This is a genomic window from Bifidobacterium pullorum DSM 20433, assembly GCF_000771405.1.
Taxonomy (GTDB): domain Bacteria; phylum Actinomycetota; class Actinomycetes; order Actinomycetales; family Bifidobacteriaceae; genus Bifidobacterium; species Bifidobacterium pullorum.
The window spans coordinates 59,097-77,254 of the sequence record NZ_JDUI01000008.1; the positions used below are offsets into that span (position 1 = coordinate 59,097).

Sequence of the window (18,158 nt, forward strand, 5' to 3'; positions counted from 1 at the left end):
TGTTGTTGTTTTGCGTTCGGTAGCCGGCCTGTGGTTCAGGCCTTGGCAACCTCGATGCCGAGGTCGGCGGCGGTGTCGCTGGCCGTGATCTCGAGCGTGGTGGCCAGGGTCTCACCGGCGATCAGGTCGCGGAACTGTTCGGCCTTCGGGGCGTCGGCGGCCGGCACCGTAAGCTTGAGCACGATGCGGTCGGCGATGTCGAGTCCGGCCTCCTTGCGGGCGTCCTGCACGGAGCGGATCGCGTCGCGGGCGTAGCCTTCGGCGATCAGGTCGTCGTCCAGCGTGGTGTCGAGGATCACGAAGCCGCCGGTCGGCAGCGCCGCGGACACGATGCTGTCGGTGTCGGACGGGTTCGCCTCCTCCACACGGTTGATCAGCTCGTACTCGCCCTCCTCCAGCGCAATCTCGCCGGACGGGGTCTCCACCACCGGCACGCCGGCGGCGTCCACATGCCAGGCACCGGACTTGGATGCCTTGATGGCGAACTGGACGTCCTTGCGCAGACGCTTGCCGGCCACGCGGGCGTTGACGCGCAGCTCGTTGATGATGCGCAAGCCATGCTCGGAAGCCTCGTCCAGCGTGCACAGCTCCACGGTCTTGATATTGAGCTCGGACTTCAGGATGTCCTCGTAGGTGCGCACCGCGTCCGGGTTCTCGGTGACCACGGTCATGCGGGCCAGCGGCTGGCGCACGCGAATCTGCTCCGCCTTGCGCAGCGAGAGCGCGGCGGACACCACCTCGCGCACCTTCTCCATCGCCTCGACCAGCGCCGGATCGTCGGCCAGCACGAGGCCCAGTTCGGTCGCCTCACCGGTCGCGGCGTCCGTCAGCGCCGGCCAGTCGGCCAGGTGCACGGACTCGCCGCCGGTCAGGCCGCGCCACACGGCGTCGGCCTCCATCGGGGCGAGCGGGGCAAGCACGCGCATGAACGTCTCCAACGCGGTGTACAGCGTGTTGAACGCGTTCTCGTCCTCGTTCCAGAACCGGTCGCGGGTGTTGCGGATGTACCAGTTGGTCAGCAGGTCGATGTAGTCGGTCACCGCGTCGCAGGCGTCGGAGATCGCGAACTCGTCGAGCGACTTGGTCGCGGACTCCACCAGGCGGCGGGTGCGGGCCAGCAGGTAGCGGTCCATCTCCGGGAGCGCGGCCACCTCGTCGGCGCGCAGCAGTCGCGCGTCATAGCCGGCGCCGCCGTTCGCGGCGTTCGCATACAGCGTGAAGAAGTAGTACGAGCTCCACACCGGCAGCATGACCTGGCGCACCGTGTCGCGGATGCCGTCGGCGGTCACGATCAGGTTGCCGCCGCGCAGGATCGGCGAGGACATGAGGAACCAGCGCATCGCGTCGGAGCCGTACTGGTCGAACACGCCGTTGACATCCGGGTAGTTGCGCAGGTGCTTCGACATCTTCTGCCCGTCGGAGCCGAGCACGATGCCGTGGCAGATCACGTTCTTGTACGCCGGCTTGTCGAACAGCGCGGTGGCCATGATGTGCAGCGTGTAGAACCAGCCGCGGGTCTGGCCGATGTACTCCACGATGTAGTCGCACGGGAAGTGCTGCTCGAAGAACTCCTTGTTCTCGAACGGATAGTGGAACTGCGCGAAAGGCATCGAACCGGATTCGAACCAGCAGTCGAGCACGTCGGTGATGCGGTGCATCGTGGACTTGCCGGTCGGGTCGTCCGGGTTCGGGCGGGTCAGGTTGTCGATCCACGGGCGGTGCAGGTTGACCTCGCCCTTGTCGTCGCGCGGGTAGTCGCCGAAGTCGGCCTTGAGCTCCTCGAGCGAGCCGTAGACATCCACGCGCGGGTACTTCGGGTCGTCGGAGACCCACACCGGGATCGGAGAGCCCCAGAAACGGTTGCGGGAGATCGACCAGTCGCGGGCGTTGGCCAGCCACTTGCCGAACTGGCCGTCCTTGACGTTGTCCGGGATCCAGTTGATCTGCTGGTTGAGTTCAAGCAGACGGTCCTTGATCTTGGTGACGGACACGAACCAGCTGGAGACCGGCTTGTAGATCAGCGGGGTCGCGCAGCGCCAGCAGTGCGGGTAGGAGTGCACGTAGCTCTTCTCCTGGAACAGGATGGCGCGGTGCTCCTCCGGCACGGCGGCCAGCGGGCCATCACCGGCACGCAGGTTGCGCAGGATCGGCAGGTTGGCGTCGAACACGAACATGCCCTCGTATTCGGGGCACAGCGACGTGAACTTGCAGCCCGCGTCGAGCACGTCCACGGACGTGATGCCGTGGGCGTTGAGCGTGTTCATATCGTCCTCGCCGTAGGGGGCCTGATGCACCAGGCCGGTGCCTTCGGTGGTGTCCACGTAGTCGGCGGTGAAGATCTGGTAGGCGTTGGGGCCCGGGGTGCCGCCCTCGGCGAGCGCGTCCTCGCCCGCGAAGTACGGGAAGACCGGCCAGTAGCGCCAGCCGACCATGTCGGCGCCCTTGAGTTCGCGCACCACCTCGTAGTCCTCGCCGAGTTCCTTGGCGTAGGAGCCGAGCAGGGCCTTGGCGAAGTAGAACTTCTTGCCGGCGAACTTGCCTTCGACCGGCTTGACCTCCACATAGTCGATGTCCGCGCCGACCACGATCGCGAAGTTCGTGGGCACGGTCCACGGCGTGGTGGTCCAGAACACGGCGTAGGCGTCGTCCTCGTCCTTCAGCTTGACGGCCACGGACACGGTGGTGTCCTGACGGTCCTGGTACACGTCGGCATCCATGCGCAGCTCGTGCGCGCTCAGCGGCGTCTGGTCCTTCGGACAGTACGGCAGCACGCGGTAGCCCTGATAGGCCAGGCCCTTGTCATACAGCTGCTTGAACGCCCACATCACCGATTCCATGTACGGGATGTTCAGGGTCTTGTACCCGTGCTCGAAGTCGACCCAGCGGGCCTGACGGTGCACGTAGTCCTGCCATTCGTTCGTGTACTTGAGCACGGAGGCGCGGCAGGCGTCGTTGAACTTGGCGATGCCCATCTGCTCGATCTGGTCCACCGATTCGATGCCCAGTTCCTTCTGCGCCTCAAGCTCGGCGGGCAGGCCGTGCGTGTCCCAGCCGAACACGCGGTTGACCTTGCGGCCCTTCATGGTCTGGTAGCGCGGGATCACGTCCTTGGCGTAGCCGGTGAGCAGGTGGCCGTAGTGCGGCAGGCCGTTGGCGAACGGCGGGCCGTCGAAGAACACGAACTCGTTCTGGCTGTGGTCGCCGGAGGGGTTGCGGTCGATGGACTTCTGGAAGGTGTCGTCTTCGTCCCAATAGTTAAGGACATCGGTCTCCAGCTGCGGGAAGCTCGGGTTCGGCGCGACGTTCGCGCTCTGCTCGCCGGCTGCCGCCTTGGGATACACATGGGAATGGGTGGTCTCGCTCACCGTGTCTCTCCTCGTGCAGGTCTGTTCCGTTACTTCTTCTGCCACGAGGACGACGGCGATTGGGTCCGGGACTGCTGTCCGGTTTGGGATTGATGCCCCACCCGGCCAAGTCACCGGTATCCGCGATCACCACCGCGGTACCACCTCGCTTGCCGCATGTCGGATGCCGCGGGACCCATCCCGCGCGACCACGATGCGACCGCTTGTGTCCGGCTGTGTCGGGCCGGTCCCGTCGGTTCTACTGGGCTTCGGGCCGGTGTGGGCCCGCCGCCGTTCTTCCGATGGCTCCCCGCTGATAACGGATTATCGCCGTGAACGTCGCCCATTGTAGCACCGAGGTGGGGACGGCCCCGCCGCCGTATCACCCTCATTCCGCCCAACACTCCCGAACTCTCCGGACTCTGACACATCGTGACCGTGATCCTTTGCGAGAATCGTTGGAATTTCAACGATTCGCAACTGAGATCACGGTCACGATGTATCAAAGTCACGATGTATCAAAGTCACGATGCATCACGGTCACGATGCATCAGAGTCCGAAGTTCAGCGCCGAGCGGTGACCTTGCGGTAGGACTCAGCCAGGTTGCGGGCCAGCTGGCGCCCGGTTTCGCCCAGGATCACGCCGAGCGAGTTGAGCGGCATGCTGCGCAGGAACATGACCATCAGCGCACTGTCCGGGATGACCGGGTGGCCGGCCTCCTTGGCCATGTCGTCGAGCACGTGCTGCAGAATCGGCGCGCCGATCGGATCGTCGAGCCATTCGCCGAAGGTCGACCATTCGTCGAGATTCATGACCTTGCCGTCATCGTCGATCTCGATGTCGAGCCGCGAGACGATGTCGCGCGAGGACACGCCGACCTCGACCGTGTAGGTGCCGCCTTCCACGCGCCAGTCGTCGAACCGCTCCGACCAGTAGGCGAAGGCGCGATCGTCCAGCACGACGGTGACGCTCTTCGACTCGCCGGGTTCGAGCGCAACCTTGGCGAATCCCTTGAGCTCGTGCACCGGCCGGGCGACCTTGGCCTTCGGCGGGGCCACGTAGACCTGCACGGTTTCGGCACCGGCCACATCGGCGGTGTTGGTCACGGTCACGGTCACTTCGGCGGCGCGCGGACCGGTCTTGGACACGGTCACGTCATGCACGTCGAACGTGGCGTAGGACAGGCCGTAGCCGAACGGATAGGTGACCGGCTTGCGGAACGTGTCGTAGTACCGGTATCCGACGAACACGCCCTCGCCGTAATCCACGTGGCCTTCCTCGCCCGGCCAGTTCATGGCGGACGGATCATCCTCGACGTTGTCGATGATGGTCTGCGCGAGTTTGCCGGACGGGGTTTCGTCACCGAAGACCACGTCGGCGAGCGCCGCACCGCCGGCCTGGCCCAGCAGCCAGGTCTCCAGGATCGCCTTGGCGCGGCCCTGCCACGGCAGCGAGACCACGGAACCGTTCGACAGCACGACCGCCACGTTCGGGTTCGCGGCGGCCACGGCATCAAGCACCTCGACCTGCTTGGCGGGGATGTCCAGCGTGGTGCGGTCGAAGCCTTCGGACTCGTAGGCGGCGGGCAGGCCGAGGAACAGCAGTACGACGTCGGCGTTCTTGGCGGCCGTCACGGCCTGCTCGGTCAACGCCGGATCCTGCGCCTCGTCGTCCAGTGTGAAGCCGGGGGCGAAGTCGGCTGCGATTCCGCGTTCCTCGAGCGCGTCGAGGAAGCTGGTGAGTTTGGTCGGGTTGATGAGCGATGAGCCGGCGCCCTGGTAGCGCGGGGTGCGGGCGAATTCGCCGATGACGGCGATCTTGGCGTTCTTGGCGACCGGGAGGATGGCGTCCTCGTTCTTGAGCAGCACCATCGATTCGACGGCGGCCTGGCGGGCGACCTCGTTGTGGGCGTCCACGTCGTACCGGTAGCCGTCCTGGCTCATGGCGGGGCGGGCCTTGGCGACCAGGTCGATCATGCCCTGGGCCATCTCGTCCAGCTGGGTGGCGGGGATGCGCCCGTCCTTGGCGGCGGCCACGATCTGGTTGTCGGTGTTGCTCGGCGGCATCTCCAGGTTCAGACCGGCGTTGAGTGCGGCCACACGGTCGCTGACCGCGCCCCAGTCGGACATGACGATGCCCTTGAAGCCCCATTCGCCGCGCAGCACGTCGGTGAGCAGCCAGCGGTTCTGCGAGGAGAACACGCCGTTGATCTTGTTATATGAGCACATGACGGTCCACGGTTGGGCGGTTTTGACGATGTACTCGAAGGCCGGCAGATAGATCTCGCGCAGGGCGCGCGGGGAGATCGTGGCGCTGATGCGCAGACGGTCGGTCTCCTGGTTGTTGGCGGCGAAGTGCTTCAGCGAGGTGCCCACGCCCTTGGACTGCACGCCCTTGACGATGCCGACGGCGGTGTGGCCCGCCAGATACGGGTCCTCGCTCCAGTATTCGAAGCAGCGGCCGCCGAGCGGGTTGCGCTTGATGTTGACGCCCGGCCCGAGGATGACGGCCACCTGTTCCTGGATGCATTCCTCACCCATCGCCTCGCCGACGCGTTCGACGAGTTCCGGGTTCCACGAGCAGGCCATGCCGGCCGCCGGCGGGAAGCAGGTGGCGGGTACGTTCTCCTCCACATCCATCGATTCGGTGTTCCGGGCCTTGCGCAGGCCGTGCGGACCGTCGGTGATGGTGTAGTTCGGCAGGCCCTTGGCCGACACGCTGCCCAGGCTCCACGGGTTGGTGCCGCTGGTCAGCGCGGCCTTCTCCTCAAGGGTCAGGTCGTTTACGGAGGGATAGTCGCTCATGGGTTCGCTCCTTCTGGTTCGGTCCGACATATCGTCGTGTGCAGCATCCTCTTCGATTACCGCGGCCGGCGGCGACTCTTCGCTCGAATTACCTACCGGTCGGTAGGTATCAGTGTACCATCAGACCACACCGCTCGCAACCACAGCCGCCGCATGGTAATGTCACCGATATCGAACCATTCGGTCGGTAGACATTGACGACGCGGCACGGTCGAATCGACGCCGCGCCGCACCCCGACGCGACACGCGACCGCACCCATATACGCGGCACCCGGCGATGCGCAACCCCTACATCGCATCGACATCGTCCCGTCGTGCGACATCCGCCACACCGCCGACCGACACGACGAAGGAGATGCCATGCCACACCGCGACCCGGAACGGTTGAGCCAGATCGAACGCACCGCGGCTGAACTGTTCGGACGGTCCGGATACTACGCCACGTCGCTGCAGTCGCTCGCCGACGCGGTGGGCCTGACCAAGGCAGGACTGCTGCACTACGTCGGCAGCAAGGACAACCTGCTGACCCTGGTCATGCGCGACGTGTACGACGCCGACGCCATGGCCAAGCTCGGCGCGGACGGCAACGACCAGCCCGTCGGAACGGTGTCGTTGCCCGGATACCTGCGCGACATCGTGGCCCAGAACGCCGAGCGCCCGCATCTGGTCCGGCTGTTCACGATGCTCAACACCGAAACCCTCAACCCGGACCACCCGGCGCGCCAGTACTTCCAGGACAGGGAGCGGCTGCTGGAGCATCTGGCGGACAACCCCTGCTGGCGGATTCCCGAAGGCGTGGACGTCCACGCCACGCTCAACGCGGCGATGATGGCGATGGACGGCATCCAGATCAAATGGCTGCGCCAGCCCGGCCGCGACCTGATGGCGATGTGGCGCGAGATTGAGCCGATATTGTTCCCCGAAACGATCTGGGGCCCGATCGACTGACCCCGCCCCGCCGACACGCCCGGCCCGCACGGACCGTGACGTGGCGCGCGGCGATGCCGTTGAAGCTCACGCCGTCGCCGACGCGCCCGGCTTCTGCGGACCGTGACACTTTGTGACCGTGACCCAAGTTTACAATCGTTGATATTTCAACGATTCTTGCGATGCATCAGAGTCACGATGTGTCAGAGTCCGTATAGGCCGGGCGTGTCGATGCAAAAGACAGAGCGGCATTGGAGCGCTCACGTCGTGACCGATGTGGATGAAGTTATACACATATCCACCATTTCCCGAACGGCACTGGCATCGCCTATGATTCCGCCCTACCGTCATCCATATGCAAAGAACGAGCACACCATACGGTTCAGAGACGGAGCTGTCTGAAAGTCTCCACACGCTTCCGGACGCAGCGGAATCCGGGACTCCACGCAACTACCTGCGCCAATCCTTAGCCGACACGCGTCAGAACACCGCACAACAATGTCTGAGCTTCTCAGCGAAACTATACAAGCCCCGCAACCTGGTATTCACAGGCATAACGGCACTGAAACTCAACGCCGTGGAGCTGCCGTGGGGAAACCTGCCTCAGGAGGAATTCCACATCCTCGCCAGCGCGGACAGCAAACGCTCGCATGTCAGCTCCGCCCATTTCATGGTTTGGACGCATTCAACCGGAAAAATGCAGTCGATTTCCGTCGGCGACAGTCGAATCTGGTTTACCGATCCCATAACCACATGGGCCATCATCGCCAAATTCCTTAGCCAAGTTGAAGTCATCGTGCTGGCCGACGCCATCTGCAGGGCAGGGGCGCGGAGCAGCCCCATCGGGAAACAGGACTTCCAAGATTACCTGAATTTAGACGATCGATTCATCGGCAAACGCAAATGCAACGACGCGATGCAATTCCTAGGTGCCCCACTGGATTCATCAATGGAGATGAGATGCGTGATGGCTTTGCTGAGGTACGGCCTGGAACGCCCCGAAACCGGATATCCCATCACTGTAGCCACACTTGGACGAACCGTACACGTCGACATGGCCTACCCCGAAGCCCGTGTCATCATCGAGTACGACGGCGACGCCCATCGTCTGGACAAGAAGCAGCACCGTTGGGATGAACGAAAACGAGAAGCGCTCCGGGCGATGGGATACACCGTCATCGTGGTCTTTGCGGATACCTTCTCGGATGAACAGCATACGAAAGCATTCGCGGAGAACGTTGCACGGGCTTTGGGCGTGGAGCTCCCCGGCGTACCGTTGGAGCCGTACACCGCACTGCTCAACGACCAATTGCTCGCCGAGGACAGGCTCCGGCAGAGGAAGTGCCGAGCCCGCAAAAAACACGGCTCCCGTCTCATCTAGCCATGTCCCGAATTCGGAACCCAATCCCACCCGACACGCCCGGCCTCTGCGGACTCTGACACTTCTGTGACTGTGACACAAGTTAAAAACCTTGGTATTTCAACGTTTTTTGCAATGCATCACGGTCACGATGCATCACAGTCCGCACAGGCCGGGCGTGTCGGAAAAGCAAGGGTGACGGCGGAATCCCCAGCGGGGGATTACGCGGGAAAGCCATGAAAAGTTTGCGGAACCACCCCCACCGAACCGCGTTGCACGAACACGGTCGGGATGCGACGGTTCTCGGCGCGCCGCTTGCGTTTCGCGCCGATTCGGGACAGCAACATCTCCACGCCCTGACGCCCCATATCCGCGGTCTGCTGCGAGATGATGGCCACCTGCGGGCTCATCAGCCGGAACGCATCGATGTCATCGAACGAGATCACCGACATGTCGGTGCCCAGATCCATATTGCGGTCGTGCAGCAGCCCGATGACGGCGATCGCGTCCGGTGAATAGGCGAACAGGATCGCGCTCACCCCCGCCGACAGCAGCTCCGTCAGCACGTCCTTGCGGGAGCGGAACGAGTTGTCGCATTCCACGACCACCGTCCCCTCCTCGCCCAGCAGTTTGCCGGCGATGGCACGGAACGCGGTCTCGCGCTCGTTCACGCTGAATGACCTCAACGACGGGTGCCCCACGAATCCCACGCGCCGATGCCCCAACTGGCGCAGCGTCTCGACGGCGCTTTCGATGCCCGGATACGGGTCGGAGACCACGAACGGCACCGTATCGACGCCCTCCACGCGGCGGTCCACGAACACCAGGGGCAATTCCCGGTCGATGATTGTGCGAATGCCCGGGGAATCGGCGCCCTCCGGCACCACGATCGCCCCGTCGATGCGCTGGCCGAGCAGCGTGGTGATGAACGCATCCTGCCGTTCCACGTTCTCGGCCGACGTGCCGATCAGCGTGCTGTAACCCCTCTCATATAGCTGTTCCTCCATCGAGGACACCAGATCGGCGAAGAACGGGTTCCTGATGTCCGGCACCAGCAACCCCACCGTTTTGGATTCGGAAAGGCGGATACCTTGCGCACGTGAATCCGGAACGTAGCCCAACTCGTCCACGGTTTTGCGCACCAGCTCCTTGGTTTCGTCGGAGAAACGCCCCTTGCCGTGCAGAATCTGCGAGACGGCGGTGATCGAGACCCCGGCCTTCCGGGCCACGTCACGGATCGTCACGAAAGCCATCGGTTCCCCTTCCTCATTTCTGGTACCTAGAGTACCGTACGTCCCCGTACGCGTCGCACCATTCTCCAACCGTTTTACCCTACGCGCACATACCGATGCCGCGACGCCGCACACATATGCGACGGCGTCCGTCGGAACCATAAGGCACGTGGTTCCGGCGGACGCCGATCAGGGCTGCATGACCCGCCTGCACGGGGCAGCGGGATACACCGAACTACTCGAGTTCGATGGCGCCGGTGTACAGCTGGTAGTACTCGCCCTTCTTCTCCAGCAGCTCCTCGTGCGTGCCGCGTTCGATGATGCGGCCATGGTCGAGGACCATGATCACGTCGGAGTTGCGGATGGTGGACAGGCGGTGGGCGATGACGAAGACCGTGCGGCCTTCCATCAGCGCGTCCATGCCGGCCTGCACGACGGCCTCGGTGCGGGTGTCGATCGAGGAGGTCGCCTCGTCGAGGATCAGGCACGGCGGGTTCGCCACGGCGGCGCGGGCGATGGAGATGAGCTGGCGCTGGCCCTGCGACAGGCCGGAGCCGTCGCCCTTGAGCACCGTGTCATAGCCCTGCGGCAGCATGCGGATAAAGCTGTCGGCGTTCACCAGTTCGGCGGCCTTGATGCACTCCTCGCACGTGGCGTCCGGGTTGCCGTAGCGGATGTTGTCCATCACGGTGCCGGTGAACAGGTTCACATCCTGCAGCACGATGCCGAGGGACCGGCGCAGATCCTGCTTGCGGATGCTCTTGACGTTGATGCCGTCATAGAGGATCTGGCCTTCCTGGATGTCATAGAAACGGTTGATCAGGTTGGTCACCGTGGTCTTGCCCGCGCCGGTGGCGCCGACGAGCGCGACCTTCTGGCCCGGCTCGGCGAACCAGGTGATGTCGTGCAGGACCGGCTTGTCCGGGTTGTAGCCGAAAGTCACGTTGGTGAAGCGCACGTCGCCGCGCAGCAGCGTGAGTCTGCCGTCGGGCGAGGTGATGGCGCTCTCGCGGGCGTCCATCGCAATCTCATACGCGCGGCCCTTCAGGGTCTTGGCGTAATTCAGCGAGCGGGTGCCGTCATCGCTGGCCTCGCGCTTCCAGGCCCAGTGATGGGTCGGACGCAGGGTCTCGGTCATCGTACGGCCATCGGAGGCGAGCTCCACGTTGACCAGGCGCACGGTGCCCTGATCGGTCTCCGGCGGCTCGTCCATCAGCGCGAAGATGCGGGAGGCGCCGGCCAGGGCCATCATCACCATGTTGAACTGCTGGGAGACCTGGCCGATCGGGTTGGTGAACGACCGGGCGAGGGTCAGCAGCGAGATCAGCGCGCCGACGGTCAGGTCGCCCGTGCCGGACAGGCCGAAGTTGCCCACGCCGGCCAGCGCCATCGCGCCGCCGACCACGGCCAGCAGGATGTACAGCAGATAGCCCATGTTGTTGACCACCGGCATCGTGATGTTGCCGTAGATGTTGGCCTGGGCGCTGGCATGGAACAGTTCCTCGTTCTTGGCGTCGAACGTGGCGGCGGTGGCCGGCTCGTGGTTGAAGACCTTGATGACCTTCTGTCCGTTGACCGACTCCTCCACGAAGGCGTTGACCTCGCCGAGGGACTGCTGCTGCTTGAGGAAGAAGCGGCCGGAACGCCCGACGATCACGCGCACGACGCCGAACAGCAGCACGGAGAACGCGAGCACGAACAGCGTGACCGGCACGGACAGCCACAGCATGGAGACCAGTGCGGCGAGTGCGGAGATCGAGGACTGGAACATCTGCGGGAACGACTGGCTGATCGCCTGGCGCAGCGTATCGGTGTCGTTGGTGTAGCGGCTCATGATGTCGCCGTGCTCGTGCGTGTCGAAGTACTTGATCGGCAGCAGCTGCTGATGGGCGAACATCTCGTCGCGGATCTCCTTGAGCACGCCCTGCTCCACGTTGACCAGGAGCCATTGGGTGAGCCAGGCGCAGAAGGTGCCGACCGCATACAGGCAGGCCATGGTGGTCAGCACCTGGATCAGCGGGGCCCAGTCGGGGTTGTCGAGGCCGACGATCGGCAGGATGTAGTCGTCGATCAGCGACTGCAGGAACAGCGCGGATCCGGCCTGTGCGGCCGCCGACACCAGGATGCAGACCACCACGATGGCGACCTGGATCTTGAATTTGAAGATGTAGCCGAACAGGCGCTTGATGGTGCCCGGCGCCGCCTTGGTGCGCTTGAGCAGCGGGCTACGATCGCTGAATTTCTCTTCAGCCATGCGTTGCACGTCCTTCTTGCTTGCGTTCTTTTCGGTTGCGGTGGAAGCGGTCTGGGTCATCACTCCTCACCCGCCTTGTTCTGGGTCTGCGACTCGTAGATCTCACGGTATTCGTCGCAGGTCTGGAGCAGTTCCTCATGCGTGCCCCTGGCGATGATGCGGCCTGCGTTCATCACCAGGATCAGGTCGGATTCCTCGACCGACGCCACGCGCTGGGCGATGATGATCTTGGTGGTGTCCGGGATCTCGTGGTGGAAGGCCTCGCGGATCAGCTTGTCGGTCTTGGTGTCGACGGCGCTGGTGGAGTCGTCCAGGATCAGGATCTTCGGCTTCTTCAGCAGGGCGCGGGCGATGCACAGACGCTGGCGCTGACCGCCGGAGACGTTGGTGCCGCCCTGTTCGATGTACGTGTCGTACTTCTTCGGGAACTCCTGGATGAAGCCGTCGGCCTGCGCAAGCTGGCAGGCGTGGCGGATCTCCTCGTCGGTGGCGTCCGGGTTGCCCCAACGCAGGTTCTCGGCGATGGTGCCGGAGAACAGGACGTTCTTCTGCAGCACCATGGCCACCTGGTCGCGCAGGGTGACCAGATCGTAGTCACGCACGTCGACGCCGCCGACCTTGAGCGACCCCTTGGAGACGTCGTACAGGCGCGGCACGAGCTGCACGAGGCTGGACTTGGCGGAACCGGTGCCGCCAACGATGCCGACGGTCATGCCGGATTCGATCTTCAGGTCGATGTCGTCGAGCACGGGCTTCTCGGAGCTGTCGGAGTAGCGGAAGGTCACGTGGTCGAATTCGATCGAGCCGTCCTTGACCTCCGTGACCGGGTTCTCATGGTCGCGCACGGTGCTGATCTCGTTGAGCACCTGGCAGATGCGTTCGGCCGAGGCGCGCGAGATGATGACCATGACGAAGATCATGGAGATCATCATCATGCTCATGAGGATCTGCAGCGCGTAGGTGACCAACGCGGTCATGTCGCCGGTGGTCAGACCGAGCGCCGGATCGTTGCCGGAGGCCACGATCTGCTGCGCGCCGACCCAGGAGATGACGATGAGGGCCGTGTAGACGCACAGGTTCATGGCCGGGGCGTTGAAGCTCAGGATCTTCTCGGCACGGACGAAGTTGTTGTAGATCGTCTCGGAGATGTTGCCGAACTTGATGTCCTCATGCTCCTCGCGGTTGAAGGACTTGACCACGCGGATGCCCTGCAGGTTCTCATCCACGATGTTGTTCAGCTCGTCGTAGGTGTGGAACACGCGCTCGAAGATCGGGTGCACGTAGGCGGCCAGACCGATGAGCACCACGGCCAGGATCGGGATGATCACGAGGAACACCAGCGAGATCTCCTTGCTGATGCGGAACGCAAAGATCCAGGAGACGATCATCATGACGGGGGCGCGCACGGCGGTGCGCACGATCATCATGTAGGCGTTCTGCAGGTTGGTCACGTCGGTGGTGAGCCTGGTGATGATCGAACCGGTGGAGAACCGGTCGATGTTCGTGAAGCTGAAGCCCTGCACCTGTTCGAACAGGTCGTGGCGCAGGTTCTTGGCGAAGCCGGCGGCGGCGATGGCCGCGTACTTGCCGGCCAGGAACCCGCATGCCAGCGAGACGAGCGCGCACAACAGCAGGATCAGGCCGAATTTGAGGATGGCCGGCATGTTGCCGCCGGTGATGCCCTCGTCGATCAGCGTGGCCATGACGGTCGGGATGGCGATCTCGAGGATGCCTTCGACCAGCACGAACGCGGGGGCCAGCAGGCTGGATGTCTTGTATTCGCGCAGGCTTTTGCCCAGCGTCCGGAGGATATGCTTCGGACGTTCCTGCGACTGGTCCACGGCCGGCTGCGACGTCTCGTCGACGGCTGCGGTGGTGGCTGTCATATCGTTTCCGTTCCTTCCTGGTGTGTCGTGGTTGTCGGTGCGGTGTGCGCGGTCTCGGCGCCGCCGGTGGACTGCGGATCCCCGGGCTCCCCGGGTCTGGCGCATTCCCATCCGACCTTGCCGGTGGCCGCAAGATTGCGTTTCATATGGTCGAGCAGTCCAAGCAGACGGACCACATCGTGGGTGTCCAAACCGTCCAGCAGGACCTGTTCCATGCGTGCGGCGTTGTCCCGCAGCGCCTCGGCGATCGCCCTGGCCTTGTCGGTCAGCACGATCTTGCGCAACCGGGCGTCGTAGGCGACCGATTGGCGTTCGATCAGCCCTTTCTTCTCCATGAGGCTCAGCACGCGAGAGGCCGTCGACCGGGTGATCGAGAACCGCTGCTCGATGTCGTACTGGAAGATGTCCTGTCCGTCATGCCGGGCGAGGTACACGATGATGTGCGTGTTGCCGCCGGTGGCGATGCGCGCCTCCTGCGGCATCGTGACCGCAAGGTACCGGTTGACCATGTTGTGCAACGAACGGATCTCGATGCTCGGCCGGGTGCGTTCCAGCACCGCGGCCAGTTCCGGATCGGCCCACTGCTTCAGGGATTCCATCGTCTGAGCGGCACCCCCTTCCTTTCAGCACGTTTTCATAACCGAACGGTCAGCATAATACGTAGCATATACAACTGTTGCATATACAACATTCGGCGTGTCGTGCCATCCGACCCCGCCGGAGCACGCCCCGCCCCATCCCGATCCGCGAACACGAACCGCGCAAATACGCGGCATCCGCGGAACGACCATTGGATGGCGTTCCGCGGATGCCGTGGTTACGTCAAATATCGGGGCGGTTCACCGTGCCGCGAAGGCAAAACCGCGAATCACCCCACCCGTTCAGCACCGCTCATAGCTGAAGCGCCGGATGTCGGCCAGCGTCCGTTGGCTTTCCTCGCGCCAGGTCATGCATACCGGGAACACATGCCCCAGGCTGTCATGATGCGCGGGCTTCCAGTCATGCAGTTCGAAGTCGGCGCCCTTGCGAGCCAGCGCCGTGGCGAGCGCCAGCGTATCGCCCTCGAGGAAATCGTCGGAACTGGTCAGCAGGAACAGCGGCGGCAGATCCACGTCCGCCACGATGTCCTCGGCGGTCAGGAAGTCCGGATCGGCGGCCTCCAGCCCGGCGAAGAAGCCCGCACCAAGCGTGGCTTGGAGGCTTTCGCGCTCCCGCGTTCCGCACCCGATGCCGCGGCCGGCCGTCTTGTCCGGCGAGGCCAGGCTGTATACACCGCACACCAGCGCACCGCCGCGAAGCCCGATGCCGGATGCCCGCTCGATGCCGAATGCCGCGGCGGCCCGCTCACTGTTCTCGATCGCCAACGTCAGCAAAGCCAGCGCACCGCCGGCCGAATCGCCGGTGACGAACACCGCGTTCGGATCGACCGGATAATCATCCAGATGCGCCTTCAGCCAACACAGCGCCGCCTGGATGTCGGCCAGCTGCCCTTTCAGATCGGTCTGCGGGGCCGGTCGGTAATTCAGCGACACCACGGCGAAGCCCTGCGCCGCCAGATGCGTGTTGAAGTTGCGGTTGAGCTCCTTGTATCCGTAGCAGAACCCGCCACCATGGATATCCACATACACCGGGGTGACTTTGCTCATGCGCACGGCCGCCTCATGCGGCAGGTAGATGTCCAGCAGATGCCCGCGCACCTGCCCGGCAGCGGTGTCATACCCGCCGTCCGGCAGGTAGGGGATGTCCTCGATCGCATCGACGCCTTCGGGATCATGCCAGCGTTCGATGCGCGGATGGTCGTAGTACACGGTTTGGCAGCGCGAAGTCAGGATCGCGGCGGCCACGGACGGATCGACCCCGTCCAGATCGCCATCGATTTCGCTCCAGCGTTCGCCGTCCTTCAGCGATTGCTCGTCATACTTGGTCAGGTCTCGTCGTATCGCCACCGATACTCCTTTCACTCAGGCCACGGTGAACGTGGCGCGCTTGAGGTCCTCGCGACGGCTGGAATGGCCGATCAGCAGCTCGAACTCGCCGGGTTCCACGATGCGCCGCGCCTGCGGGTCAACGATCGTGCAGTCGGCCACCGGGATGTCGAACTCGACGGTCACGCTCTCCCCCGGCTGCAGCTCGACGCGACGGAACGCCTTGAGCTCGCGGTCGGTCCAGCTGTAGGAGGTCACCAGATCGCCGATGTAGGCCTGCACGACCTCCGTGCCCGGCCGATCGCCGGTGTTGGTCAGCGTGACCGAGGCGTGCACGGTGTCGCCGACGGCGAACGGGGTGTCCGCGCCGTCGATGACGACATCACCGTATGCGAAGGTGGTGTAGGACAGGCCCTCGCCGAACGCGAACGCCGGATCCTGCGTGAGGTCGGCGTACCGGTTGCCGTGCTGGCCGCGGATCTGGTTGTAGTACACCGGAAGCTGCCCCGCGTGGCGCGGGAAGGTGATCGGCAGTCGGCCGCTCGGCTCGGTCTGCCCAAGGATGATCTCGGCGATGGCACGGCCGCCCTTCATGCCCGGGCTCGGCGCCCACAGCAACGCGGAGACGCCCTCGGCCGGGGTCATGTCCACGACCACGCCGTTGGTGCCGACCACGGAAGCCGGCAACACCATCGGCTTGGAGCTCATCAGCACGACGACGAACGGCTTGCCGGTTTCCTTGGCGACGGCGGCGAGCGCGTCGATCAGCGCGTTCTGCCCGCCCAACAGCTCCAGCGTGGCGGTGGAACAGGTCTCGCCGATCATCTGGATGACGTCGCCGACCACGGCCACGATGAGGTCGGAACGCCGCGCGTTCTCGACCGCCTCGTCGAGCAGGGCCTGGTCAAGGGCGGCGGAGACGCCGACCTTCGGCCGGGGCTGGCCGTCGGGGAAGGTCTCGCCCTCCGGGTCGGGGATGAGATCGACGATGTTCGCGCCGCGGGAGTAGGAGACCTCCCAATCCTGCGGTACGAGCGCCTTGAAGCCGTCGAGCACGGTGTCGATCATCTCGCGCGGATGACCGTCGGGCATCCAGTTGACCTGGCCGGAGTTGCCGGCCCAGTCGCCCAGTTGCATCTGCGCGTCGTCGGCGAGCGGACCGACGACGGCGATGCGCTTGGGGCTGTCGGTTTTGGCCGGCTCGAACGGCAGCGCGCCGTTGTTCTTCAGCAGCGCCACGGATTCGCGGGCGATTTCCAGGTTGAGCCGCTGGTGTTCCCCGGAACCGATGACGGCCTTGATGCGCTCCGCGTCGGGCAGGCGCGGATCCTCGAACAGGCCGAGGCGGAACTTGAGCGCCAGGATGCGGGAGACGGCCTCGTCGATCAGCGACTCGTCGAGCATGCCGGTGCGCACGGCCTCGATCGCGCCCTCGTAGAACTGCGGCGTGGTCATGACCAGGTCGTTGCCGGCCTTGACCGCGTCGGCGGCCGCGTGCGTATAGTCCGGCTTGACATGCTGCTCCCAGACGGAGCGGCCGACGTTGTCCCAGTCGGTGATCAGCGTGCCCTGGTAGTTCCACTCGCCGCGCAGCTTCTCGCTGAGCAGCCAGTGGTTGAACGTGACCGGCACGCCCTCGATGGACTCGTAGCCGAGCATGAATGTGCCGCAACCTTCCTTGGCCACGCGTTCGAACGGCGGCAGGAACCAGGATTCGAGCTTGCGGTGCGAGAGGTCGGCCTCGGAGGCGTCGCGGCCGCCCTGCGTTTCGGAGTATCCGGCGAAATGCTTGGCGCAGGCCAGGATCGCGTCCTTGGGCAGCGGCTCCCCGGCCTTGGCGCCGCCCTGGTAGCCCTTGACGATGGCGGAGGCCATCTCGCCGATCAGCGTCGGGTCCTCGCCGAAGGTCTCGCCGACGCGGCCCCAGCGGGTGTCGCGGGCGATGCACAGCACCGGGGAGAACGTCCAGTGCACGCCGGTGGCGGCGACCTCCTCGGCGGTGGCGCGGCCGGCGGCCTGAACCTTCTCGGGATCCCAGCTGACCGCCATGCCGAGCTGTTCGGGGAAGATGGTGGCACCCGGCCAGAACGAGTAGCCGTGGATGCAGTCGTCGCCAATCAGCACGGGGATGTTCAGGCGGGTTTTGGTGTCCACGGCCTCCACCACACGGGGCAGGTCCTCGGGCCTGGTATGCAGGACCGACCCGACATGCCGGTTCACGATGAGCTCATCGAGATCGGCGCTGCGGGCGTCCAGCTGCATCATCTGGCCGACCTTCTCCTCCAGGGTCATGCGGCCGAGCAGGTCCGCGATGCGCTCCGCAACGGGCAGGTCGGGGTTCTTGTAGGGCATGGTGGCTTCATTGGCCATGGCTATCGCCTTTCTCCATCGAATACGCAGTTAGTTACCGTTTGGTAATTAGTGA

The 18,158-nt window shown here is 64.5% G+C and carries 10 protein-coding genes; 2 read left to right on the forward strand and 8 right to left on the reverse strand.

From position 1 onward, the window contains the following. Positions 1-35: 35 nt before the first annotated feature. The gene (gene ileS / locus OU11_RS04775) at positions 36-3,365 is read right to left on the reverse strand and encodes a mupirocin-resistant isoleucine--tRNA ligase (protein ID WP_033514815.1); all 3,330 of its coding nucleotides are present in this window, start codon (positions 3,363-3,365) and stop codon (positions 36-38) included. Positions 3,366-3,908: 543 nt separating this feature from the next. Beyond that, complete coding sequence (locus tag OU11_RS04780) at positions 3,909-6,149, reverse strand: exo-alpha-(1->6)-L-arabinopyranosidase (RefSeq protein ID WP_033514817.1); 2,241 nt, start codon at positions 6,147-6,149, stop codon at positions 3,909-3,911. A gap of 360 nt (positions 6,150-6,509) precedes the next feature. Between OU11_RS04780 and OU11_RS04785 the strand changes: the two genes are divergently transcribed. Then, positions 6,510-7,097 carry a TetR/AcrR family transcriptional regulator gene (locus OU11_RS04785; protein WP_033514819.1) on the forward strand — a complete coding sequence of 196 codons (588 nt, stop codon included), beginning with the start codon at positions 6,510-6,512 and terminating at the stop codon, positions 7,095-7,097. Between the two features lie 334 nt (positions 7,098-7,431). Continuing rightward, positions 7,432-8,457: a DUF559 domain-containing protein gene (locus OU11_RS04790; protein WP_081963451.1), complete on the forward strand. Its 1,026-nt coding sequence runs from the start codon at positions 7,432-7,434 to the stop codon at positions 8,455-8,457. Positions 8,458-8,657: 200 nt separating this feature from the next. On the opposite strand, the gene OU11_RS04795 is transcribed toward OU11_RS04790, so the two are convergent. The 6 genes from OU11_RS04795 to OU11_RS04820 all read right to left on the reverse strand — a co-directional run bounded on the left by OU11_RS04795 (position 8,658) and on the right by OU11_RS04820 (position 18,103). Beyond that, positions 8,658-9,689: a LacI family DNA-binding transcriptional regulator gene (locus OU11_RS04795; protein WP_033514821.1), complete on the reverse strand. Its 1,032-nt coding sequence runs from the start codon at positions 9,687-9,689 to the stop codon at positions 8,658-8,660. Between the two features lie 214 nt (positions 9,690-9,903). Continuing rightward, the gene (locus tag OU11_RS04800) at positions 9,904-11,922 is read right to left on the reverse strand and encodes an ABC transporter ATP-binding protein (protein ID WP_033514983.1); all 2,019 of its coding nucleotides are present in this window, start codon (positions 11,920-11,922) and stop codon (positions 9,904-9,906) included. A gap of 59 nt (positions 11,923-11,981) precedes the next feature. Then, the gene (locus tag OU11_RS04805) at positions 11,982-13,808 is read right to left on the reverse strand and encodes an ABC transporter ATP-binding protein (RefSeq protein WP_033514823.1); all 1,827 of its coding nucleotides are present in this window, start codon (positions 13,806-13,808) and stop codon (positions 11,982-11,984) included. After that, entirely contained in the window at positions 13,805-14,407 is a 603-nt protein-coding gene (locus OU11_RS04810) for a MarR family winged helix-turn-helix transcriptional regulator (protein ID WP_052122650.1), read from the reverse strand. The genes OU11_RS04805 and OU11_RS04810 overlap by 4 nt, the downstream gene beginning before the upstream one ends. Before the next feature lie 282 nt (positions 14,408-14,689). Then, positions 14,690-15,754, reverse strand: a complete 1,065-nt coding sequence (locus OU11_RS04815) for an alpha/beta hydrolase (protein WP_223224077.1) — start codon at positions 15,752-15,754, stop codon at positions 14,690-14,692. 15 nt (positions 15,755-15,769) lie between these two features. Further along, the gene (locus tag OU11_RS04820; RefSeq protein WP_033514825.1) at positions 15,770-18,103 is read right to left on the reverse strand and encodes a glycoside hydrolase family 3 N-terminal domain-containing protein; all 2,334 of its coding nucleotides are present in this window, start codon (positions 18,101-18,103) and stop codon (positions 15,770-15,772) included. Positions 18,104-18,158: the final 55 nt, after the last annotated feature.